The organism is Sporosarcina aquimarina, from assembly GCF_033253705.1.
GTDB lineage: Bacteria > Bacillota > Bacilli > Bacillales_A > Planococcaceae > Sporosarcina > Sporosarcina aquimarina.
Map to the genome: position 1 here is coordinate 106,530 of NZ_JAUBDH010000008.1, position 22,754 is coordinate 129,283.

Consider the following 22,754-nt stretch of genomic DNA (forward strand, 5'->3'; position numbering starts at 1 on the left):
CCGTAAACACGGATATACTAAGCAGCCTCTCATTCATTTCTTTTCTTTGAGATCCGGTATATTCACTTACAAAAACTCTCTTCTTGTATCGAAAATCATATTGAGGGGGTATAGTCTTTTTATAGACTTCATTTTATGAGGTGCATGACTTTTCACTAGTTGAATAATAGTAAAAGCCTGAGCGCCAACACTAAATAGCGTTTGGCACTCAGACTTTTTTCTTCTTATAAATTCGGCAGCTGTTACGCTCCCGCTTCCAAAAACATGGCGTCCATTCGTTCACGGTTTGCATCCTCAATCCATTCATTATACGTGTCATACAAAAAGCGCAGTTGCTCTATATCAGCAGCAATTATATCGCAACCAAACTCACTATAATGGTTAAAGATTATGTTTCGTGACAAGTTAATAACAAACACTTCATATCTGCTATTAGGGACTTTTTTCAGCCCAGTCAATGGCATTCTGATATCTTCCGTACATTTTAGTTCCATCAGAAGATGATATTCAATGTCTTTTTTTCTACCCGGCTGCAGAAAACGATGGGTAACCATAGTATCTCCATTTTGATGGGGGCTCTCCGGTATTTCAACATACCTAAGATTAGCAAGTGTCTCTTGGTTTTTGACGAATGTCCGATAAGTTGTGAGCGGTCGCCTTTCAAGAAAGTTATGCCCTTTCTTTGTATAGACCTGAGCTACAACAAGTAAATCGTCTTCTTCACGAAATACTTCCTCGAACAACGTAACCGCACGTTCTACAGTTTGTTTCAGCACATCAGCATCCGTCATTTTAGCTGCAGGCTCCGCTATTTCAAATCGCAGCGCCTTCTCCCAAGTAGTAAACAAAGGTTGTTGAAATAAGTCTTCTTTAAAATGTTGGAGTAAGTACTTTTCTAACGTTTCTATAACAGTCATCCTTCTTTCCATCTAACAGCCTGCCACACGTTTATGGACACTTCAATCTCAACAAGTAGCATTGGTTTATATTAGGCAATGAAACGTTTCGTAAATCCTCAATTTACTTAAGAGTCTCCGATATACCCAATACAATATTTACCCAGATTCTCAAAAGATAATCATGATTTTATTTCCAATTGAATTTTTTGTATGAAGTCTGATAGAGCATAGCGTGGCTAGATTGCCTACTATTTAATTCTTCTTTATCCTCTTAGTTATTTCTTTTCGTACTGAGGTCCTTCACTAAATACCAGGCACTCATCCAGGAAGCGATCGGAATCACAAGAGCCACCCCAATGCCAGCACAGAGAATGAGAAGCAATTCTGAACTAAATACTTTGGAATTGACGATATCCCCAATCGAATACTGCAAATCTTTAAACCATAAAAGCAATGCCAAATGACCGCCGAAGAATGCAAAAAACAACGTATTCGCGTCCGCTCCTAATATATCTCTTCCTACATGCATCCCGGCTGATGCCAACTCCTTCGTGCGCAGCATCGAATTGTGCTTGTTCAGCTCGTGGATGGAAGACGTAATTGAAATCGCCACATCCAAAATCGCGCCAATTGTACTGACGATAATGACCGACGCCCCCACTTTCATGAAGTCGACCCCAATATACAGAGACAGTCCACTTAGTGAGTCAGCCTCTTCCTCACCGAATCCCTGGATCATCATCGTCTCAGAGAAGTAGATGATGAAAAGTAACATACATCCAGTAACCAGCAATGTTGAAACAAACGCAAGAACCGTTTTACTATTCACTTCGTTCGTAAAAAACAAACTGATGCAGCCAACTAAAATACTCGCACCAAACGTAACAACTATTGGATTAACTTCTGGATTCGTCATGAAAAATAACATAAGAAACAGCACACCGAAATTGAGAAACAACGCAGCAAAAGAACGCAGCCCTGTCCTCCCTCCGACAAACAACATAGACAGCAACAGGATGATTGCGAGTATAACTAATGCATTCATGATGCCGCCCTCCTTCGTCTAATGAAAAATAAGACCGTCTGCAGCACAATCGGAATTGTTAACACCACACCAATTCCTCCTGCTAATGCACGGGCGACTTCGAGTGAGAGGTTAATGGATAACGTAAATCCTAGCGGCGCGGCATTTTTCAAATAGAGAATTAGGATTGGAAGTGAACCACTCATATACGCAAGCAGCAAAATACTTGTGATAGTTCCCATAATATCTTTTCCGATGTCTACACCGGAAGCACGCAATTCACTGTCTGTGATATCGGGATTTCGTTCATATAAAGCAAACAGTGAGGACGATATCGTAATTGCGACGTCCATGATTGCTCCAAGTGAGCCAATGAAAAGGCCAGCGAGAAACACTGATTGGTAGGGTCTGGATAAGAATTGCATCTCTTCATAGTGCAGACCGCTGCCGGACGTCAGCCAAATGACTAAAGAGGCAATTCCGAGCGAAACGAACGTGCCAATTAGTGTTGCTCCAATTGCCGCATACGTCTTTTGTGTGAACCCATTAATAAGCAGCAACGATGTCGACGCAAACAGCAAAATGCATATACTTGCAATTCCTAACAAACTTGAAGAAAAATCATGAATATACAAATCGAGCGCAAACGAGAGAATCATTACATTTAACGCAAAGCTCGCTAGCGAAAGAAGTCCTTTCTTCCGTCCGATAATCAGCAATGTAAAAACGAAAATCCAAGCAATAGCTACTATATAGCGGTCCCGTTTTACATCGATTACTTCACCCGATAACTTGCTTGTGTCCCCGTCTTGTTCATTGATAGATACAAACAACTCATTATTTACGTGATACTGCTGGTCATATGCGCCCGTTGTAGAATACATATTGGACAGTTCAATACTCTGTCCTTTGTTCTTCCCATTCTGCAACACTGCAACCAACTGCTGAGATACTAGTTCGTCCTCATTATTATGTACATCCGTTGCTTTTGTCCGCTCCGTTACTTCCACAGAAGTCACTTTAGCAATCGGCCGTTCATACAACGAATAGTTATGGGTTACGAAGATGATTGACCCGATACAGCATAGAACTAAAACACTGTATAGCCATATAGTCGTTGCTCTCATTTTCCTGAACTTCATGATATTTCTACTCATAGGACCACCTTCCAACGCTATGATCTGCGCTGCTTTTCAAATGTGCGTTAACTAGGCAATTGCCTACATCTTACCATCTCGGATGGTGTCTGCGCATGACACACCCTTTATCCCCTATTAAACAATTGCGGTAAAAACAACACAAAAGGACGCAATTTATTAGCGCGTCCTTTTGTCTGATTATTTATTTCCCTCGCAGCACTCGATTATTTATTGTCAGTAACAGTCAATGTGAATGTGTCCGCTTCATATCGTCCAGGCAATTCACCAATACCAGGAACAAAAACTCCATCTTCTCGTACTTCCGGCTGTTCATCCAGCAATAGGGTTAATTGAGGTGATCGGAATAAATCCGTTCTATACTCCGCAATAACTGGCCGGCGGAAAAGATAAGGACTCCCTAAGATTTCCACGCGAATAAAGCGGTTGTGCAACGCCCGCTGGTGTCCAAGAACGATATTCATCGGATCGAAACCGACAATCTTGAAGTCTCCATTAATAGTTAACTTCGCAGCCGCTGACTGTTCTGCTTCAGCAAAGGCTGCTGCCCGTTCCGCTTTCACACGAGATAATATCTCGAGCAATTCGTCACTCACTTCAAGCGGCTCTACCGGTTCTATTACCGTGTCCTCTCTGAACTCAACTGATTGTTGTACCAACGAGTAAAGCGTGACATCCGACGCAAATAGTTCCTCTTGCCAATTTGGACGAATTCGATCGAGCACATAACAAAGGAATACCCCTGAGCTATAACAGCTTTTACGAATATGACGCACTGTGTCTTCTTTATCCAGCAAGCCTTCCCCATAGTTCCGGACGATTTCAACATCCAACAAATCACTATGCTCCATCATCACTTTACTTTCTACGTAAAATGCCGGTCCTTCCAACGTCTCCGTTAACAGCTCATACTGCATACTTGTACCTAACGCAGCCATTCGCTTTTGACGATAAACAATGAATTGACGCAGATGACGATCTCTCGCCATTTTGTCCGTAGGCAAAACTGCGTGGTATAAATAATATCTTTCCAACGCACGGAGCGCTGCGTTTTCTGTATCAAGCGGATACAAAACACCTTGCACCTCATCGGGAAAACGTAATTCTCCCTGCAAGTTTTGGTAACCATGAAACAGTTCATGAACCATCACCGCCACAAGCTCCACATCATCCGCGCAATCTGCACGTCTTACTATCGCCGTCGGATAGTCGTGAAACTGAATGAGCGTGTTCCCGACAAACGCCTCACTCCAGGGCAATTGTGTATACAGTTCTTGAGGATAGTTCGGATGGTTGAACAAGTAGACAGATTCATCATCATAAACGGCATAGGCAACTGCTTGGAAACCAGGCCAGTAAGTCGACAAATCGGCTGCAGCCAAGGATGGCAAAGTTGTTGGAATTTGCATGATGTCGCCTCCTTTATAAATAGAATACGGCATTCAAGCAAAAAAAGATTCAAAAAGGGGTAACCTATCAGCCGATAAGCATCCTTTTTGAACCTTGTTACTAGTTATACATGTTGGTAAAACAAGCCATGCTCGGTGCAATACGATAACAGCATCCCATGTTTGCGATTCGCAATCCGTGCTTGCAGCGCCCATTCAGGAAACTGCTTGATGACCAGAACTTGGTCGCCTGTTGCAAATGCCAAGAAAGAAATGTAATGATCCTTACTCATTATATGATCACTTGAAACATACAGTTCCCCATCTATAAGCTCCGTGTTAAGCAGATGGTCGTCTGATGCTTTCTTCGCTTCTAACGGCGCCAGTTTCCTGCCGCAGCAAGATACAGATGCATTTCCAGTATTAAATGCTATATTTCCACACGCGTCGCATACAAAATAATTCGATTTTTTCATATTGCCTCCTACAAAGTCGTTGGCGTTTAGGTCGCCATCCAGAATTTCTTCGATATTCGCACCAAGAAGGGCCGATAACTCGGTCAATAACGAAACATCCGGACACCCTGCCCCCCGTTCCCATTTCGAAACGGTCCGATCCGACAGATGCAGGCGATCCGCCAACTCTTTCTGCGTCCACCCTTTTTCCTTCCGCAACGTTAAAATGACGTGTCCCACTTTTTCATAATCCATGGCATGCCCTCTCCTTCCTGATAGAATCATCTTACTCTCTGGTTAGTTTTATACACAACCAACGCTCCGTAGAGTCCGCTATTTAAGCACTATTTTCAAATCAATTCCCTTTTACACAACTGCATAGAGACATCGTGGCATCTTGGTTCACGAGGTGTGTTTTTCCGCATAAAAAAACGACCCTACAAGTAGGATCGCTTTTAAGCAGTAATTAGTTTTTTTGAACGTTAGTAGCTTGTAGGCCACGTTGTCCTTGCTCAATTTCAAATGTTACACTTTGACCTTCGTCTAAAGATTTGAAACCGTCGCTTTGAATTGCTGAGAAGTGTACGAATACGTCATCCCCTGCTTCACGCTCGATGAATCCAAAACCTTTTTCTGCATTAAACCATTTAACTGTACCTTGTTCCATAATTATTGCCTCCTAATGTGTGGATCTCCACACAATCTGTTACTATACTTGCTCAAATACCTTAGACGAAAAACAAAATCTTTTTCTCAATTTGAAAAGAACAAAGATAATACTCATTAAATATAACACCTATATAAAAAAAAAGCAAATAATTCAACAAAGTTATTTTTAATTACTTTATAACAAGTAATTTTCATTCAGACGGTTTATCTTTTTGTTTTTGCTTTTTCTCCAAATACTCCGTACGAATTTTTTCAAGCTGTTGCTTTTTATCAAACTTTTCAGGCTTTAATTTTTCATGATACTTTGACACAGCCTTCAGCCCTTTGTAATCCAATTGATATTTCCCCAACTTCTTCACCTCTTTTACCTATTTATATAAAGAATCTATAGTTCATCGAATCAGTCCATCATGAATCATAAGGATTGTTCACATGCACATATTCCTTAGCTGTTCCATTATCGCACCTTCACGCTTCACTGAAAAGCCCTGCCAGTAAATCTTAATAATATAGTGCATAGCAGAGCCTGAATTTAGACACAGTCTTTCACTTCAACCTTCAAATTCTTCTTGTCCTGCTTACCGACAGACGTATAAGGGATGGTGTCCATAAAAATAATTTCCTTAGGGATCTGATATCTAGCAGCCCTGCTTCCCAGCCAGTCCAGAATGTCTTTGCTTGTTAGTCCGTCAGTTTCCGGTTCCACAAAGGCGCATAGTCTTTGACCAAACAGCTCATCGTCTATGCCTATGACAGCAACATCTTTTATTAAATGATGATTGATAAGCAGCTGTTCCAATTGAACGGGATAGACATTTTCGCCGCCAGACACAATCATGTCATCCGTTCTTCCGCACAAATAGAACAATCCAAGGTGATCTGTATAACCCAAATCTCCTGTAGCAATCCATGCATTCACATTATTTTTCATCGACCACCTGGTTTTAATGAAAAATTGACCTACTTGCCCATTTTTCACTTTGTTTCCATTTTCATCGAGTATTTTTAAGTGCACTCCAGTAATTGCCTTACCGATTGTCTGTTTATTTGCATGTAGATCTTCTGGAGCTGCAATGCAATTCAAACCGGATTCAGACGTTCCATATAAGTTAAATAGCACGTCACCTAGTTTCGTGGTCACTTCGACAACCAATTTTGGATTTATGGACGCACCTCCTGAGGCGATACAAGTGAGCGATTTTAAATCCTCAGCATTATGGTCCATCATCTTATCGATCATTAACGGAACGACAGTAACCGCTTCAATTTGATGAATGCGGATCTGTTCGCATACGTGTTCAGCGGAAAACCTTCTATTAAGAAAAACAGTTTTCCCTAAACCGATAAACGACAGCAAAATTGCAATCCCGTATCCATGATAAATGGGTGTTGCGATTAGCATATTCTCTTTCCGCAGCAGCTTTAGCTTAGTTAACAACGTTAAGAACGGATTGACATAATTCATAAGCGAAGGCTGATGGACAACTTTCTTAGGCTTCCCCGTTGTGCCTCCCGTCAGCAGAATAATTTTACTCGCGGATGTTCTTTTCAGTTTACACGCCACATGGTTCTTTTTATGACTCAACTGATGAATGGAGTTTATACTATTACGATCACACACAATTTTCTTCTTATCAAAAGTAGAAATTTCCACTAAGTCCATTAATCCTTCATCATAAATGAGCAGATCGAATTGATGCTTCGCTGCTAATTCATTAAATTGACTCAAGCTCATTTCTGCATTTAATAGGAAGACATCTGATCCTAATCGAGAAACCGAAAAAATCGCTTTGACGAATGAGATATGATTCCGGCAAAGAAACGCTACTTTTTTATCCTCATCTAATTCGAATTCCTGCTGAAGGTTCATTGCGAGAGTTTCACATTGAATCCGCAACTGCTTATAACTGATTGACTCCTCATCGTCAGTCAACGCAATCTTATTTCCATACACTCTTTCGGAAAGTTGGAGCAGAATCATGATGTTAATGCCGTGCTTTCGAATAGCAGTCACGAGTCGAACAATTCTTTTCGGAGAAAGCAAATACATTTTGAATAGAAGTTGAACGAAATTAAGAACCTGCACGCGGATCCCCTTTTCTCTCATTTACTTTTGTCATGACTCTTTCAAGCCCCCCTCTACATACAATCGATGCCAGTTGACCGAATAGAAGCCACCATGGTCTATACTTTTTTCTTTTGGTGTACAAAGACTTGCAGATGATTTCCGCAACATGGTTCGGACACATAGCGGGCATGCGATCATAAGCAGCAGTGGGTCGGATCATATCAGTCTTAACGAGCGGAAGGTAGATTGAAGTGGTATCGACGCAACTCGCCTTCAATTCGATTGCGACTGAACGGAACCATGTATCAAAAGCGGTTTTCGAAGCTTGATAAGCCGCCCAATTCGGAATGGGGATGAGTAAAGAATTGATTGTTGAGACGTTGACGATCTGCCCTTGGCTTTTTTCCAATAACGGAATGAGCGCTAACAGCAGTTTGACAGGGGCAAAATAGTTAATGGCCATCGTTCGTGTAAAATCATGAACCCGGTCCAATGACTGATGAATCGATCGATTGATGGATAGTCCGGCATTGCTAATGACCACGTCAAGCCCTTCAGGTAATGCACGAATGAGCTGCACGACTACGTTTAAGTCATCGTCTATTCGTAAATCCGCTTTATAGATCGTGACTGCAGCTTCTGCTTTTTCAATTTCGTTTTTTATGTAACGCAAGTTTTCCTCACGCCGAGCAACTAAAATTAAATGGACAGGCAGATCTTTCAGCATATAGGCTACTTGTTCGCCAATGCCTGAACTTGCCCCTGTGATGAGTATCGTTTTACCGCTCAGTTCCTGTTGCAGTTTCTTCCTATTGAAATGAGTGGGCTGAAATAAAACTTTTTCAATTAAGTTATAAGCATGAACAGCAGGTGGTTCTTTTTCTAAACTCATCATGTCTCTTCCTTTTCAACTGCAGATTATTTAACCCGCGGATCACCACATGGTCCATTTCACACTTTCTATATTCCGCTATAAAACTTTGCGAAATATAGAATCCCCTGTTTCCTAACCTGATAATTTTTCAATTCACTGCCTGTAGCTTTTTCTGTCGGTGGGTTTTTGAGAGAATAGGATTGAGTGTGCATTCTATTGTGCTCTCTCGGATACTCATCTGGTTCAATACCGGAAGTGACTGCTGCTACTGGATGCCCTATGAAAAATACGTACGTTCGAACTGCCACATTCGGTGTCGAATGCAACAGGTAGAATAGAACAACCAAACTAGCAAGACCTAATCCAATTCTTTTTCCAAAAGGCTTTCCATTTTGTTTAACTTCCATATGCACTCCTCCTAGATTAAAGATACAGCACTGCACCGCCATCCTTCTCTCGTTGAATGGCCACCAAGACATGAGTAATTATTAGTTTACCTGAATTAAGTTCAAGGGCATGCTAGCAGGGTGAGTTTCATCAATTTTGAACTGGGCATCCTCTCTTTTAATTCGAGTCGTTTCATAGAGTTGTTCACCTTTGCTTAATGATAAACGGCCAGTCCAATACATATAGTCTTGAATGCGTTTGCCCTGACAGAATACAACAAGCATCCGGTCATCTAGGTATTCTATTGAAAAGTTGCTGATACGATTCACAGCTATTCCATACTTCTCTTTCAGTTCGGCTTTGCTTGTGTAAGGCGTCACTAGAATTATAGTGTCCCAATCCCCTTCCACAAGTGCACTGAAATCCACATAATCGTTCCGTTCGATCTCCTGTTGAACAGAGCTATGAATTGCATGGCTTTCATTGATTTTGTAAAAGTTATACAAAACGACTGAGGATAGAAGCACCATCAGCACGATTACGTATTTCACGCACATCTCCCCCTTTGTTGAGTTGCGTCATCACAGTAAAGGACAGATCCTTTTACATGGATTTTACAATATGAAGTGCTGCCCGTTCACTTTTAGGACGATTCTGCTCACACGAAGTTTTCTGCATTTTCAGACATGTATAAGCAGGCTATTTTATAATTAGAAAAGTGAAGACTGTCAATAAAACAATCAAGACCGTAATTAGCACAATGAAACTGAGGGAAAACAGTGTACATACGATATCTACTAAGTTAATTGTACTAGCGCAAGATGTTGGATTTATTTTGCTCTCCATCTTCTAATGCTATAAAACAACCCTTTAAGTGCACAACTTTCCTTCAGAAAATACGATCCAAAATATTCTAATCCCAATAATTAAAAATAACTTCCCCGTTTGTATTCGGACTCCAATGTTTCTCATTTTTCAATTCGATTTCTGCTAAGTCATGAGAATTGGGATCAAAGGGTTCGTTTAGGAAGTTCTTTTCTAAAACTGTATAGTAGGGTCTCAATATGTTTACTAAATCTTCCGGATCCAAATAATGGATTTGAAGTTCATTTTCATATGTAGCAATGGCAACATAGGGGAAATATTCATGAAGTAAAATGGACATTATGTTTTCATTGATCTTTATATCTAAGCGAAAATAATTCAATGGATACCTGGGTGGGATAAACTCAATTACTTCACCATGAAGTTTCCTTGCAATTTCATATCCCACCTTTTTAAACAAGGTTCCATCCATCTTCTTTAAATCGATATTGTGATTTGCTAAACCTGTAATATACACGGGTAACCGCATTTAATTTACCTCATCTCCATTAGCACTCATATTTTTATATGGTCCTTTTTCTGAAAAAGAGCAAATCTTTGTTAATGAAATGCCCCCGTTAACAGAAATAAAAAAGATAAAATCATTTACTTTTATTATAAATTCCCCGCTTTAAATCAAAGAAACCAATTGTTCCACATACAAAAACACCCAATCCTAAAACACCTGTAAGAACCCAATTATTCCCCCAACCATTAATTAAAACAATTAAACAAGTGAACGCAATAACTAAAGCTCCGTATTGCCCTCTCCATTTATCTAATTTTGAGGATTGTTCATTTTCCAAAACAACCAACTCCAATCTTAAAGGCACTTCTCAAACAAATTGGCCCTTTTCTTGAATAACTAATAATCTCTTTACTACTCTTCATCAATCTCATCTTCAAATTCAGAATTGGATACAATAAATTCCTTTAGGTTAGAAGCTACTTCCTCAACTTCTTCCGTTTCGTGATACCAAATATAAATTTTATTATCCATTATATTATCAACAATTCGAAAACATAATTTGTCTCCTGTACCATCTTCACCAATAGATAATAAATCAACTGCCATTCTCTCATCTTTCGCATCTTGATTTTGTCTTACAATATCATCCCAAGTTCTCTTTAAACTTTGGGGATCTTTAATAGGAAATAGAGACCATTCACCAATCTGAGCATTGTTAGTTACTTTAAAAAGATCTTTATATTGTTTTGGGAAAACAACACCTAATTGTTCTTCTGCTGATTTTATATGTACATCCGTAACCCCAGGTTTACTTGTTTCAATTCGATCGATTACATCATTCATAAATAAATACCATCCCCTTAAATTCTTTTTACATATTATTTCTTGTTTCTCCTTCAAAAACCTTCTTAAGCTATCCTGTCCAAGACTAAAAACATCTCTTTTTCGTTGTCTAAGTGTTATTAAATAGACTGGACGAGATACTTAACCATTTTTGTTTTTTTGCAATATTGAGTATCAATTCATCACTCCGTGTATATACTATGTGTATACACGATAGAATTGAGGTGATATAATGAAATCAGAAAATGAAAAGGGAGTGAAAACCATGACAGTTGAAACTACCGTTCAAAAATGGGGAAACAGTTTGGCAGTTCGTATTCCTAGTGCATTTGCTGAAAGAGTGGCAATTCAACAAGGCTCCGTAATCGAATTAAATGTAGTGAACGATCGAGAAATTTCATTAATTCCCAAAAAGAAAGTTCCAAAATTGGAAGAATTATTAGCGGAAATCACACCCGAAAATCGTCATGCAGAAATTAATTTTGGAATAGAAGGGAATGAATCAATTTAATGACAGTACCTGAACGAGGCGATTTAGTTTATGCTCAATTCAACCCACAAGCAGGACACGAACAGGCTGGTCATCGACCTGGAATTGTCCTATCGCCACAAACGTTTAACGATGTAACAGGATTTGCAGTCATTTGTCCAATCACGAACCAAATCAAAGGTTATCCTTTTGAAGTAGCCTTGCCATCCGGCTTGGCTATTTCGGGAGTTGTTTTGACAGATCAGGTTAAGAGTTTAGACTGGAGAGCTCGCAATTTTCAAGTAAAAGACAAAGCACCGCAAGAAACTACCGATGATTGCTTATCTCTAATACATACTTTTTTATGAAAAGCCTTTCCTAATAGAAAGGCTTTTTTGCTAGTTCGTTTGGTAATTGATGTTATAAAAGAGCGGCTTTTCATAAATCTAACATATCTAGATTGTGTTAGATTCGAAAGTATTTAAATCAATCACTCAACAAGAAAAACTGCCATGTAAGGGCAGCCGATTATACAACTAATGCCCCCGAATGCTTAAAGATTTTTATTAGACCCTTCATCGGAACAACTACTTTCCTGTCATTGTTGGTTCACCTATAAAATTAAGCACTGTATTTATCCAATTTTTAATGGTGGATTCTCTTTCAGCTGTTTCTATATCTTTAGGTAACATTAGCCATTGGAGTTCACTTGGAAGCTTATGGTTTTGTTTTCTTAGACATATATTATGAATTGCCTCCTCATCAATAAAGAACAACTCATTATCGCCTGAGAGCTCTTGATAGACCCGTGTTGAGTATTCCTTTCCATTGATGGTAAGGTCATAATGTCCACGGCCATATGGACGGCATCGAATTTGATTGCCTTTTAATTTTGAAAAAGAATATTCAAATGCAAGAAGATGTGCTTCACTGATAATAAATTCTTCTAAGTAGTATTTATTGTCTACATGCTTGCCCCAATTTATATCGTACACGTCAAACATCATACGAATCGTTATATGTTTTGAATTTCTTTTATTCTTATTGTTTTCCTTTGCTATGGCGTAAGGCAATAAGCGTTTCTTAACTAGAAACTCAATATTACTGTGATCCGATCACATCCGTAATTAAGAAGAAACACGGTCTCCAAATTACTCAGCACCTCATTTTAATAAGCAATAGTGTCGTAATTCAATATTCCCATAGTGTTCCACAAATCTATCTTCTTTCACATGTATTTTTGTATTTCAAGCGTTTTTTTGATATCTAGTAAAATTCGTTAAATAATCTGGTCCTATTGCGACATGGTCATGTTACTGAAATGCCCCCGTTTGTTTAACATAGATGTCCAGCATATTAACTTAATTATACCAAACTTTCCAAAAATATTGGAAATCCTCAAATTCTAGTTAAGCGATCAATCATTTAAGATAATAAATAGGGCTATATTTGCTTATTTCCTGTGCAACTTATAAAACACCTCTCAAATGCCTTATAACCCTATTGCAACTAAAAATGACATATACCCCAACATTTTATTTCGAAGGCACTCTATGAGCTTACTGTGAGTTTACACAGCTATATCTAGTAGACTTTAAGAGTTGGACATGCTCTTTTTTCTAGTAACTCTCTTTTTGAAAAGATTAGCTTTGATTTTTGATAGAAAAAGAGAAATGAATATTCCTGATTTTTTAACCAACACCACCAACCGCTCCTGTTTGTTGTTGTTTTAAGTACTTAATGTTTAAGATCTTTGTTTTAAGTGATTTAGAGGGTATTTGAGCCCTTGGTATGACTGGGTTTTCAAGGGCTAACTATTACCTTTTCGGGTTCAACTATTACCTTTTCGGGTTTAACTATTACTTTTTATATAAATAGGTAATAGTTATTGTTAAATAAACGTTTATAAGTGATACCATTATATTTAAGATGTATCTAATACGATACCGGTAATATTTAACGAGAGAGGAGTAATTACATGAATGAAAAATATGTTGTAACACAATCGAACAATTTAATTGAGGCACGTCATGTGAAGCCATTATCAGCAAGGGAACAGAAGATTATTCTTACTATGGTATCTATGATTCAACCAAATGATAAGGACTTTAAAGAGTATCGTGTGTCGATTCAAGAATTTAGTGAGATGTTGGGGTTGAAAGGTCATGCAAAGTACGAAGAAATAAAAGAAGTAGCATTAAGATTACAAGAAAAACAATATTTATTCCTGACGCAGATGGTTTTGTTACAACGAACTGGGTTGCTAGTCAGCGTTATAAAAAAGGTGAAGGTGTAATAGTGCTATCATTTTCACCGTATTTAAAGCCATATTTATTACAGTTGAAAAATCAATTCACCTCTTACAAGCTAAGTAATATTCTTTCTTTAGGAAGTGGCTATTCAATACGATTGTATGAACTGATGAAGAAATGGCAGCATCTCGGAAAATGGGAGTGTCCAGTTGAAGAGTTGAAACCCCGGATAGGGGCTGTCGCAAAATCTCATTCAGCTTATGGGAATTTTAAAAGCAAGGCTCTTTTACCTGCTATCGAAGAAGTAAATGAAAAAACAGATCTTCATATAAGTTTTAAGGAACTCAAAATAGGACGTAAAATTGAACGAATTGAATTTACGATTCGGCACGCTCCGGAGAAAGAAATTAAGCTACCGGAACCTAAAAAGAAACTGGAACAACCGAAAAAAGCACCTGAAAATGAAGAGGTACGTATTCGGTTAAATAGTTTAGCGGACAAAGAACTCTATCAGTTTGATCCCAATTATTTTTCTCAAATGTATCAAGGAGCAGTAGTCATATGGGGTGAACAGGCTGAATCTGAATTAGCCCTGATTATCAGATACGTGAATGTAGAAGAGTCGGTACAAAAACCACTTGGTTTTATAAAATCGCAAATTAAATTAGCATGGGAAGCTTCTGAACGTGGAGAACGACCAACGTTCTCAGATCTTCAACCAACGAAGAAAAGAGTGAATGGCCGACAAGAAATTATTCCCGATTGGTTTAAAGAAAAAGATGAGAACATCGAGCAAAATGAAAAGGAATTTGATGCTGAAGTGGAGACCAAGCGACAAGAATTACTAAAGAAGTTGGAGAGCATGAAAAAGTATAAACAAGATTAAGCGTTAAAACTTTTGGTGTATTCCGTATACGAATTTCATTGGTGCAGGATTTACTGAGGGCTCCAGGCAAGGGAGCAAAAGTGCGCTCCCCTAGCTCAAAAGCAGGAAAAGAAGAGTTGCTTCCCCTTTACGGTTTTTCGCAAAGGTACTCCTTCTCTCAAGATCTAAACTGTGACGCTGTCACACTTCAATCCCTCTATCTAAAAGTTCTTTCAATCAATTAGAAGGCCTTCACAATGTTTGCATTGAAAGAGATTGTTGTGAATAAAAAACTGAGAGGATGATGGATTTTATGAAGAAGATATTTTGTTTCAAGATAACTTTTTTAACATTGCTGCTCGCCTTTACAATTCATACATCAACACTTGCAAATGAATTAGAAACTTACGGTGCCGGTGAATGGGATGTGATTTATGACCGTAATATAACCGTAACATCCTCTGGAACCAATACCTCAACGATTACTTCAGGCGGAGGAGATATAAGAGTTTGTATATCTGGAATTGAAGCCCGCAACAACTTCAATTTTCAGTTCTTTACCTCCACAGGAAAAGCTGTACTTCCTACTATGTTCCTTGCTAATACTAGCAATAAGCCAAGTGTTTATGATTGTCTACCAAAGATCGATATTAGACCTTACGTCAACAGCAATGGAAAGGTAAATCTTTATTTAAGATTAAAGTCACAAAATATTAGCAGCGACTCTGTTCGTGTAGTAATAGAAGATTGAACAAAATAAGAAACTGGTTATCTCCGAAACAGATAACTAGTTTTTTTCTTATTTTAAGTCAACTACAAATGAATTAAAATTATTTTCCTTTGAAACACTATCTACTATTTTTTGAATATCTTTTTTTATGGTTTCATTTATCTGATCTTTTTTCTCTAAAGAGATTACTACGTATTGTTCATCAGGTGAGTATATTTGATACGATACAAGCCCCGCTGGTTGGTAACCTTTCTTCTTTAATTCATTTTCAATTTGAATTGTTAATTCCATTTCATTTATTCTTTCTACAATATCATTAGCAATATCGTTAGCCGATAGATTTTTATTCTGATCGGAGTACTTAGCAGAAGACAAATGACTGTGAAAAGCAAAAATCACTGCTGCAGATAATAAAAAAATCGATAAAATATATTTTAGTTTTAATCTCTTCATATAATCCTCCCATCAAAAATACCATTACTTAAAATATGCTCTATCCCGTCAAATATTCATGTCATCATATTTGTTTTTGGTGAATATCGAGCAAAGCGACAACCATTTAAGTAACTTAAATGGAAAGGTAGTAAGGATTCCTATCAAGACAAAAACCTCGTTTTGGGGGAGTGTGACCACACTCCCGTAGCTTGCCGTACTCATTATTTCCACGTTGCGAGAGATGAAATCTGGGGAAGTGTCAACGGTAAATGTCTGACCGAAACGAAGTGAAGGGAATTTAAGAAGTTGATACGAGAAATTATTTCGACCCTGTTTTGGCATTCCAACCACGTTGGAATACGCCCAATGGCGAATGGGAGTTTGCCACTTTTTTAAAAGGGGCAAGGTCTGTTTTTTATCTTTGAGATTCTCTTGGATCACTATTTTTTTAGCCCCTGCAGGAAACCCAATATACGCAGTGATTTTCCTAGAAAAAATCACTGCGTATAGATGGGCACTCCGTTTTAACTTTGTGATTTTGTATTTCAGCATGGGTTGTTCATTAGAAAGCCGTACAAGCGATTTTAGATACATAGATCAGATACAGGAGATTCAGAGGTAAGGAATATATTTGAAAAGCCCTCAGAAGCTTTTAAGAGCTTCTGAGGGCTTTTGCTGTGTGTGTATATGGTATTGGTCAAACCATTTAAAAAATCATTTACAACTCTACTGTTCTTTTTTGAATAACCGTTTCCACCACGCCTTTTTTTCTTCCTGGTGTGAAGCAGCTGCAAGTTGTTTTTGACTTTCGTCTATCGTTTCACGCAATTGTTGCGTTAATAATTGATCACGCATTTCAATCGTGTCGCTCATTCTTTTCTCCAATGCGTCGAGAAGGATTTCCCTCTCATCTTCAATTGCCTTTTTCACAATATCCTCTACTTCACGCTTTGATAAACGCATGGTTTCGGAATAAACGCTAGGCATCTTTTGAGCGTTTTCGTTCTCAAAATTCCTTGTCGCGACTGCATTTATGGAGTCTGCGAATGGTACTAAATTGGCGAGAAGTTTCTTCAGTTCTCTGAACGCTTTAAAATCGCGCTCGTAATAGATACGCTGCTCTTTTTCGTTGCGCTGAAATGAGTACCCTTGTTTCTCCAATTCGATGGACCACCGTCTAAGCGTGGAAGTCGTGATCTCTAATTCAATCGCAACATCTTTTGAGAAATACCCAAACTCGTTTTCCATAGCGTTTATTTCACCTCGTCATTCAGTTCTAGAAAAGCCATTCAAAACCTTCTAAAACGCCAGACTTGACACCCTTTTTCCCTCAATTCAAGTGCAAGAATGAAATTTTCACCTTTTTACTTTTCCGCAACGGTTGCAAATTTTATTCCCCAATCCATCTGCCGAAATGCTTTCAAAAGTTTGTCGTGTGGTTGGCTCACGCCAAGCCAGTAAAACGAAAAGAAATAAAAACACGCCTCATCGGCGTGTTTTTATTTCTTTTTAATTTTTTTTACAATTAATAGTATTACTGCAATAACGCCAAAGATAACTAATGCTGAAATACCTAACGTAATTAGTAAATTAATCATTGTGCCCTACTCCACGAAGGCGTTGTAACTGTATATTGATCTCCCTTTGCAGTAGTTACAGTTGCTTGACTATACATAGTCGTATATGAAGGTAGTATAGATGAATATTTCGTTGTCTTATCCATTCGCGTTGTATTTAAACTACTACTCTTGGACATACTAACAGATCCCTTATAGACACGACCTACAGTAGGTAGCTTCCCACTCCATCCAACAACCCCGTATGCTGAATGATGTCTAGCCAAGGCAACTTTTTTCAATGCACCCGAATTTGCAGTTAATGTTAAATTCCCTCTAAAAGTAGACGTGCCAACTACCGTAGCTATATTTTGATACATAGTCCCTGTTAAAGTAACCTTAGTTCCATATTTACTTAAGGCTTTATTTACGGCCTTAGAACTGCTGCCATTATATAACTCTATGCCCGGGTTATTCTTTACGTTTCTGGCTTGGTTTAATAAAAATATAGTATCTTCTTCAGATAAAATAGAGCCTTCATCGTACTTTTCAGCAATGAAAATTTCCTTTTCACTTTTTTCGTCGTCAGTCATAGATGCATATACTTCTTTATCCTCTGACGTCAATACTTGTGAAGCTTCTTCTAAAGTCGGAAATTCATCTTCAGATTTTGCGCTTACATTAGTGTGTGAAAAAATGAATGGTAAAACTAAAAGACAAGACAAAAACAATAAATACATTTTTTTATTCATTTCCAATTCCCCCCAATACATATTTTACCTAACTTATCCAATAATAAAGCAAAGCAAATGAAATTAATACATTTGTTTCAAACATATGAAAACACTTTTTCTTTTCAAATACTCCCATTATTCAGGCGAAATACTATGCCTTTTTCGGTACCACTTCCAAATAAAGGTGTGCTCTGCCGAGGGCTATTTCGGCTTTCGCCGATCGTCCGCTTCAGCGAACGAAAGAGACACGAGAATAATCTCTCGTATCTTCTGTATCTCTTTTATTCAACTAACGTGCCCAATTAACGAAGACTGCATATAGTTTTTTCACTTTTTCCTTTTAGCTCTGAAAAAGAAGAATCCAGCTATAATCAATACAACAAGAATACTAATAACAATTAAAAATGTAGTATCAAAAATAAAAAAACGAGAGTCTTTTACTTCGTACATGACTATCACCACCCAGCAATGTATATCGATCGGTTTGTTATTCAAAATGGCCCGTTTGAAGAATATTTTTTACTCACGCAAAGTTTGCACCAAACCAGAAAAAGAAAATCATTACACCTACATTAAAGAAAGTGAATATGGCAGCTATACTAGGAATCCATTTCCGTTCGTACTTATATGTAAATGTTAAAATACCCATTAAGATCGACACGACGTTACCTATCAATATAAGAAGAATTATAAGCCCTGTCAGCTTTTCTTTTGTGGCTACTGCAATGGGGTCTAATAAAATCATAAGTATCGTAACTATTACGCTAACAGTTAAAAACACATAACTTTTCCAAGAATGATGCTTCGTTTTCATAAAATCTCCCCCCCGATAAAATCATTTCTTGTTATTTAAAAGTGGTTTGGAACTTAAAATGGATGGGATCAATTATTATACAAAATACCTCATTTATAGCACAATCCTGCTTCCACAAACAACAGTACTTTGTTTCTCACAAAAGCACATATACGCTTACTCTTTTTTTATAGAAAGTGCATCCTGACTAGTCGCTCTTTTGGCTGACCACCCATGATACTCCCCCTTATATTTCTTAGCATACAAAGACATCAGCTCCGTTTGATAATCGATGAGCGCCAGCGCCTCTGTTTTCATAGCCTGGATTGTCGTACACGCGTTATCACTGCCTCCGCCAGCAATCGTAAATCCGGTTCCGGATAGCTCGTGAATGCATTCTTCTGCATAGCCATTCGGGATTGCCAGAGAATGAGTAATGTGACATGTATTGTTCTCATATAAGTTAATCTTGGTTTCTTCAACTTTGAGGTTGTTGATTTTAAGCCGTTTTGCTGTTTCTGCTGCAGTTTCATGAATGTTAAACAATCCTACTTCAAGAGCGTTGTCGATTTCAACACGGTTATAATCTAATATCCATTTACTATACGTCTCGTATATAGGTAAAAGTGGCTCTTTCGTTAAACTGAACACGTCACATCCGCGATCATCATACATATGAAAAATCAAGTTCTTTTCCATGTTGATGAAATAGACAGATTGGCCGATAGACGGATCTCTTCCTTGTTCATAATTCCCTATGCCTTCCAATATCTCTTTATAACCGACAGATCTTACTTCAGAGCAAACAAATTTCACGTTGTATTCATTTCTGATTTCGATAGGTTTCCCCGTTACCTCGTCAACATCTTCTTCGATATCGTACATCGTCTTTTCCTCTATCTTCTGATGACTTAATAATTCATACAGATAGGCTGGTGTAGTATTTCCAAACATAACATCCTCTGATTCACCCCAGTCTTTAATATATAGATATACAGAATCATCCAGCTTGAAAAACTCTTCGAATAGCGTGTTCACTCTTGTAACGACTTGATTGATCCGTTCATCCGTTCCGTTTCCATATGGGTCCCCCAATTCAAACCTTAAATACAAATCGCTCGATAAGTCTGGGAAATTACTTTCTATGTACTGCAATACGTGTTCTTTCATTGGAATACCTCATTCTTATAATTTCTATGTCTTCTCAGTCTGCTTGCAATTTCTTCTTACCAACTCTATTTTAACTTTCTGCGCCGTTTAGATACCCAGAAGGAAGGTTCTACATAAGTATAACATTTCCATTTTTGAAAGACGCTTCTTTTTTCAATTATTCAGAAGTCGAAAAATGATGACATCCCGGCGCTGTAAAGAATACCCTATAAGAGATGAAAAACGAGGGGAGAAGCAGATTGCAAATTCATACTGTTAAACAAGGAGAGACCTTGTGGACAATCGCACAGCAATACGGAGTGACCGTTAACCAAATCGCAGCGGCAAACCAATTAGAAAATCCAAATGCGTTAGTGGTCGGCCAGGCTCTTGTCATTCCGACTGTGTCCAATACAACAACTCCAAAACCGGTCATTGACGTAAATGCCTATACCATCAACGCGGGAGAAACAGGTGCGCGGGAAATCCAGGAAGTCGGCCGTTACTTAACCTATTGGATGCCATTTGTGTATAGTCTGAAAGAAGATGGCACGTTAACGACTCTCGATGACACGGAAATGCTGAAATCCGCGTCAGCCGAACGGATCGTCCCTGTTCTTGCGGTCACAAATTTCAGTTCCACATCCGCTGGAACGAGCCTGGCGCACACCATTCTATCCAGCCCGGAACTTCAGGAGAAATCCATTACAAATATACTCGCAGTCATGAAGGAAAAAGGGTATCAAGGACTGAACATCGATTTCGAGAATGTGCGTCCTGCTGACCGGGAACACTACAACCAATTCCTGCAGCTGGCAGTCGATCGTTTGCATCCGGAAGGGTATTTTGTATCCTCAGCACTCGCGCCTAAAACGAGCAGCGAGCAAAAAGGATTGCTCTACGAAGCCCATGATTATGAAGCGCACGGCAAGATTGTGGATTTCGTTGTGCTGATGACATATGAATGGGGATATCGGAAAGGCCCCGCCCAAGCGATTTCACCGCTAAATGAAATCAAGAAAGTGCTGGATTACGCGGTCACTGTCATCCCAAGAGACAAGATCCTATTCGGGTTCCAGATTTACGCACGCGATTGGGTCCTGCCTTTCGTACAAGGACAGGAAGCGGAAACATTCAGCCAACAAGAAGCCGTCCGCCGAGCCGTCCAGCACCAAGTCGCCATTCAATACGATCCAGTTGCGCAATCTCCGTTTTACCGGTATACCGATACGGCCGGACGCACCCATGAAGTCTGGTTCGAAGACGCCCGCAGCGCCCAGGCGAAATTCGATCTGGTGAAACAATATAAGCTCCGCGGCATCAGCTACTGGGTATTGGGCTATCCATTCCCGCAAAATTGGCTGTTGCTAGAAGACAACTTTACGATACGGAAGAGACTGTAAATTTAAAAAAGCCAGGACCCCATTGTATGACGAATCCAATGGAGTTCTGGCTTTTTTATCTTCATCTATTTAACTCGTGCAAGCTTCTTTTCCTTTTAAAACCCATCGTCGTGATCATGCTCATCCTCTTTTAAGACGTTCAATAGATTGAAGGAGTCGGAAGTGTCACCTTGCTGGCATCCTTCTAGTGTATACGTGACTAATTGCTGACCTTCCTCTGACACAAGGTCCGTACAGGACATCTTCATTTTAGCAGGATGGTCTCCACGATTTTTATTTTTTGAGCTGTCAATTTCAATATCGAAACGTGTCCCGTCAAATGTTAAATTATACAATGTCGGATTTCCCTCCAGCGTAAAATTGGAGATCCGTACAGCAGCAGACTCTTCCGCTTCGACACTTCCTAAAAATTGTTCAAAGCGTTCAAAGTTGTAAACAGGACCATTCATATTAATCACATCTCCATTTTCCAACGCTTTTTCACTATCATACGAACAAGCAGCTAACAGGTATGTCCCAACAAATATAAGTATAACTAGGCTTTTTTTCATTAGATCCCTCCCTCGGCGTAATGATTGCTTCAACTTCACTTTATGCATCAGTCCGCTGTTTTATCTCATGAAAATTCCGTTATAATTAGTTGATTAATACCCCGCTATTATGCAAACGTAAAGATACCGTATCTACTCTTTTATCCGGTGACAGTGTTCATCATAGGGTCGATCCAGAGTAGTGTCTGAACTGTATGTCACACAAGCCTTCCTTTCAACTCAAAAAAGTTTGAAATTCTTTTGAACCTTTCCATCTTACCAATTGTATAGTCTATAAGAAAGAAACAGCAGAAAGGATGATGAAAAATGGGAATTGGATTTATCATTTCAATGGTCGTTACAGCGGTAATGCTTCTTGCCATCCTTGCCATCCTGATTCCGTTCGATCGTAAATACATCATCCGGAAAAATCGTAAAATCGATTTCGAACAGACAACCGTCTATCTGAGGTGGAACGTCTACGACACTGTCACTGCAGCACTTGCCTTTTATACAATGATTTGCGTCCAAGTGCTCAATATATTGGTGTCATCCGGGAAAACAATCAGCAGTCCGTTTGTCCAATTTTTCACAAACCAGTCGCAAGTGTGGGTCATTGTAGTCGCCCCCCTTAAAATGGACATAAGAGATGTTATAGTTGTGGGAACATACTGTCACGGGAGGGGTTCATTTTGGAATTCATAAAAAAGGGCAGGAAGAGAATATTATCTTTTGAACAGA

28 protein-coding genes and 1 pseudogene are annotated in these 22,754 nt (G+C 38.9%); 7 read left to right on the forward strand and 22 right to left on the reverse strand.

From position 1 onward, the window contains the following. Positions 1–242: 242 nt before the first annotated feature. From QT716_RS12965 to QT716_RS13030, 14 genes are all read right to left on the reverse strand, one after another. The gene (locus QT716_RS12965) at positions 243–929 is read right to left on the reverse strand and encodes a DUF3885 domain-containing protein (RefSeq protein ID WP_317936504.1); all 687 of its coding nucleotides are present in this window, start codon (positions 927–929) and stop codon (positions 243–245) included. A gap of 241 nt (positions 930–1,170) precedes the next feature. Then, positions 1,171–1,944 (reverse strand): YibE/F family protein, encoded by a 774-nt coding sequence (locus tag QT716_RS12970; protein WP_317936505.1) that lies wholly within the window; start codon positions 1,942–1,944, stop codon positions 1,171–1,173. After that, positions 1,941–3,080, reverse strand: a complete 1,140-nt coding sequence (locus QT716_RS12975) for a YibE/F family protein (protein WP_317936506.1) — start codon at positions 3,078–3,080, stop codon at positions 1,941–1,943. Before QT716_RS12975 ends, QT716_RS12970 begins: the two co-directional genes overlap by 4 nt. Positions 3,081–3,286: 206 nt before the next feature. Beyond that, positions 3,287–4,489, reverse strand: a complete 1,203-nt coding sequence (locus QT716_RS12980) for a hypothetical protein (protein WP_317936507.1) — start codon at positions 4,487–4,489, stop codon at positions 3,287–3,289. Positions 4,490–4,593: 104 nt separating this feature from the next. Further along, positions 4,594–5,178: a helix-turn-helix domain-containing protein gene (locus QT716_RS12985; RefSeq protein ID WP_317936509.1), complete on the reverse strand. Its 585-nt coding sequence runs from the start codon at positions 5,176–5,178 to the stop codon at positions 4,594–4,596. A gap of 211 nt (positions 5,179–5,389) precedes the next feature. Then, positions 5,390–5,590, reverse strand: coding sequence for a cold-shock protein (locus QT716_RS12990; protein ID WP_317936510.1), 201 nt, complete (start codon positions 5,588–5,590; stop codon positions 5,390–5,392). Between the two features lie 193 nt (positions 5,591–5,783). Continuing rightward, positions 5,784–5,942: a hypothetical protein gene (locus tag QT716_RS12995; RefSeq protein ID WP_317936511.1), complete on the reverse strand. Its 159-nt coding sequence runs from the start codon at positions 5,940–5,942 to the stop codon at positions 5,784–5,786. 182 nt (positions 5,943–6,124) lie between these two features. Next, positions 6,125–7,678 carry an AMP-binding protein gene (locus QT716_RS13000; protein ID WP_317936512.1) on the reverse strand — a complete coding sequence of 518 codons (1,554 nt, stop codon included), beginning with the start codon at positions 7,676–7,678 and terminating at the stop codon, positions 6,125–6,127. Further along, on the reverse strand, positions 7,665–8,555 hold the full coding sequence (locus QT716_RS13005; RefSeq protein ID WP_317936513.1) for an SDR family NAD(P)-dependent oxidoreductase: 891 nt from the start codon (positions 8,553–8,555) through the stop codon (positions 7,665–7,667). The genes QT716_RS13000 and QT716_RS13005 overlap by 14 nt, the downstream gene beginning before the upstream one ends. Positions 8,556–8,620: 65 nt before the next feature. Beyond that, positions 8,621–8,941: a hypothetical protein gene (locus QT716_RS13010; protein WP_317936514.1), complete on the reverse strand. Its 321-nt coding sequence runs from the start codon at positions 8,939–8,941 to the stop codon at positions 8,621–8,623. Between the two features lie 81 nt (positions 8,942–9,022). Next, the gene (locus tag QT716_RS13015) at positions 9,023–9,472 is read right to left on the reverse strand and encodes a hypothetical protein (protein WP_317936515.1); all 450 of its coding nucleotides are present in this window, start codon (positions 9,470–9,472) and stop codon (positions 9,023–9,025) included. A 362-nt stretch (positions 9,473–9,834) separates the two neighbouring features. Next, positions 9,835–10,263, reverse strand: coding sequence for a hypothetical protein (locus QT716_RS13020; protein ID WP_317936516.1), 429 nt, complete (start codon positions 10,261–10,263; stop codon positions 9,835–9,837). A 124-nt stretch (positions 10,264–10,387) separates the two neighbouring features. Beyond that, on the reverse strand, positions 10,388–10,591 hold the full coding sequence (locus tag QT716_RS13025; RefSeq protein WP_317936517.1) for a hypothetical protein: 204 nt from the start codon (positions 10,589–10,591) through the stop codon (positions 10,388–10,390). Between the two features lie 74 nt (positions 10,592–10,665). Next, complete coding sequence (locus QT716_RS13030) at positions 10,666–11,097, reverse strand: SMI1/KNR4 family protein (protein WP_317936541.1); 432 nt, start codon at positions 11,095–11,097, stop codon at positions 10,666–10,668. Between the two features lie 232 nt (positions 11,098–11,329). Between QT716_RS13030 and QT716_RS13035 the strand changes: the two genes are divergently transcribed. Together QT716_RS13035 and mazF are read left to right on the forward strand one after the other, a co-directional pair. After that, positions 11,330–11,608, forward strand: coding sequence for an AbrB/MazE/SpoVT family DNA-binding domain-containing protein (locus tag QT716_RS13035; RefSeq protein ID WP_317936518.1), 279 nt, complete (start codon positions 11,330–11,332; stop codon positions 11,606–11,608). Continuing rightward, the gene (gene mazF / locus QT716_RS13040; RefSeq protein ID WP_317936519.1) at positions 11,608–11,934 is read left to right on the forward strand and encodes an endoribonuclease MazF; all 327 of its coding nucleotides are present in this window, start codon (positions 11,608–11,610) and stop codon (positions 11,932–11,934) included. The genes QT716_RS13035 and mazF overlap by 1 nt, the downstream gene beginning before the upstream one ends. Before the next feature lie 219 nt (positions 11,935–12,153). On the opposite strand, the gene QT716_RS13045 is transcribed toward mazF, so the two are convergent. Further along, positions 12,154–12,573 (reverse strand): hypothetical protein, encoded by a 420-nt coding sequence (locus QT716_RS13045; RefSeq protein WP_317936520.1) that lies wholly within the window; start codon positions 12,571–12,573, stop codon positions 12,154–12,156. Between the two features lie 971 nt (positions 12,574–13,544). Here QT716_RS13045 and QT716_RS13050 point away from each other — a divergent pair. The 3 genes and pseudogenes from QT716_RS13050 to QT716_RS13060 all read left to right on the forward strand — a co-directional run. Continuing rightward, positions 13,545–13,933: pseudogene (locus tag QT716_RS13050) on the forward strand (replication initiation protein); the annotation flags it as partial. Between the two features lie 54 nt (positions 13,934–13,987). Continuing rightward, the gene (locus tag QT716_RS13055) at positions 13,988–14,704 is read left to right on the forward strand and encodes a hypothetical protein (protein ID WP_398293483.1); all 717 of its coding nucleotides are present in this window, start codon (positions 13,988–13,990) and stop codon (positions 14,702–14,704) included. Positions 14,705–14,996: 292 nt separating this feature from the next. Next, entirely contained in the window at positions 14,997–15,434 is a 438-nt protein-coding gene (locus QT716_RS13060) for a hypothetical protein (protein ID WP_317936522.1), read from the forward strand. Between the two features lie 48 nt (positions 15,435–15,482). Here QT716_RS13060 and QT716_RS13065 read toward each other — a convergent pair whose 3' ends face one another. The 6 genes from QT716_RS13065 to QT716_RS13090 all read right to left on the reverse strand — a co-directional run bounded on the left by QT716_RS13065 (position 15,483) and on the right by QT716_RS13090 (position 20,101). Then, positions 15,483–15,866 (reverse strand): hypothetical protein, encoded by a 384-nt coding sequence (locus QT716_RS13065; RefSeq protein WP_317936523.1) that lies wholly within the window; start codon positions 15,864–15,866, stop codon positions 15,483–15,485. Between the two features lie 48 nt (positions 15,867–15,914). Beyond that, positions 15,915–16,400, reverse strand: a complete 486-nt coding sequence (locus tag QT716_RS13070; RefSeq protein ID WP_317936524.1) for a hypothetical protein — start codon at positions 16,398–16,400, stop codon at positions 15,915–15,917. Between the two features lie 174 nt (positions 16,401–16,574). Further along, a complete protein-coding gene (locus QT716_RS13075) occupies positions 16,575–17,096 on the reverse strand; it encodes a DNA-binding protein (protein ID WP_317936526.1) in 522 nt (173 codons plus the stop codon). Between the two features lie 346 nt (positions 17,097–17,442). Further along, on the reverse strand, positions 17,443–18,156 hold the full coding sequence (locus QT716_RS13080; RefSeq protein ID WP_317936527.1) for a hypothetical protein: 714 nt from the start codon (positions 18,154–18,156) through the stop codon (positions 17,443–17,445). Between the two features lie 505 nt (positions 18,157–18,661). Next, complete coding sequence (locus tag QT716_RS13085; protein WP_317936528.1) at positions 18,662–18,952, reverse strand: hypothetical protein; 291 nt, start codon at positions 18,950–18,952, stop codon at positions 18,662–18,664. A 156-nt stretch (positions 18,953–19,108) separates the two neighbouring features. After that, positions 19,109–20,101, reverse strand: coding sequence for a DUF3885 domain-containing protein (locus QT716_RS13090; RefSeq protein ID WP_317936529.1), 993 nt, complete (start codon positions 20,099–20,101; stop codon positions 19,109–19,111). Between the two features lie 239 nt (positions 20,102–20,340). Here QT716_RS13090 and QT716_RS13095 point away from each other — a divergent pair, with 239 nt between their 5' ends. Continuing rightward, on the forward strand, positions 20,341–21,483 hold the full coding sequence (locus QT716_RS13095; RefSeq protein ID WP_317936530.1) for a glycosyl hydrolase family 18 protein: 1,143 nt from the start codon (positions 20,341–20,343) through the stop codon (positions 21,481–21,483). 95 nt (positions 21,484–21,578) lie between these two features. Here the strand turns inward: QT716_RS13095 and QT716_RS13100 are convergent, their stop codons facing one another. Further along, a complete protein-coding gene (locus QT716_RS13100) occupies positions 21,579–22,034 on the reverse strand; it encodes a DUF4362 domain-containing protein (RefSeq protein ID WP_317936531.1) in 456 nt (151 codons plus the stop codon). A gap of 306 nt (positions 22,035–22,340) precedes the next feature. Between QT716_RS13100 and QT716_RS13105 the strand changes: the two genes are divergently transcribed. Beyond that, complete coding sequence (locus tag QT716_RS13105) at positions 22,341–22,718, forward strand: hypothetical protein (RefSeq protein ID WP_317936532.1); 378 nt, start codon at positions 22,341–22,343, stop codon at positions 22,716–22,718. Positions 22,719–22,754 lie beyond the last annotated feature (36 nt).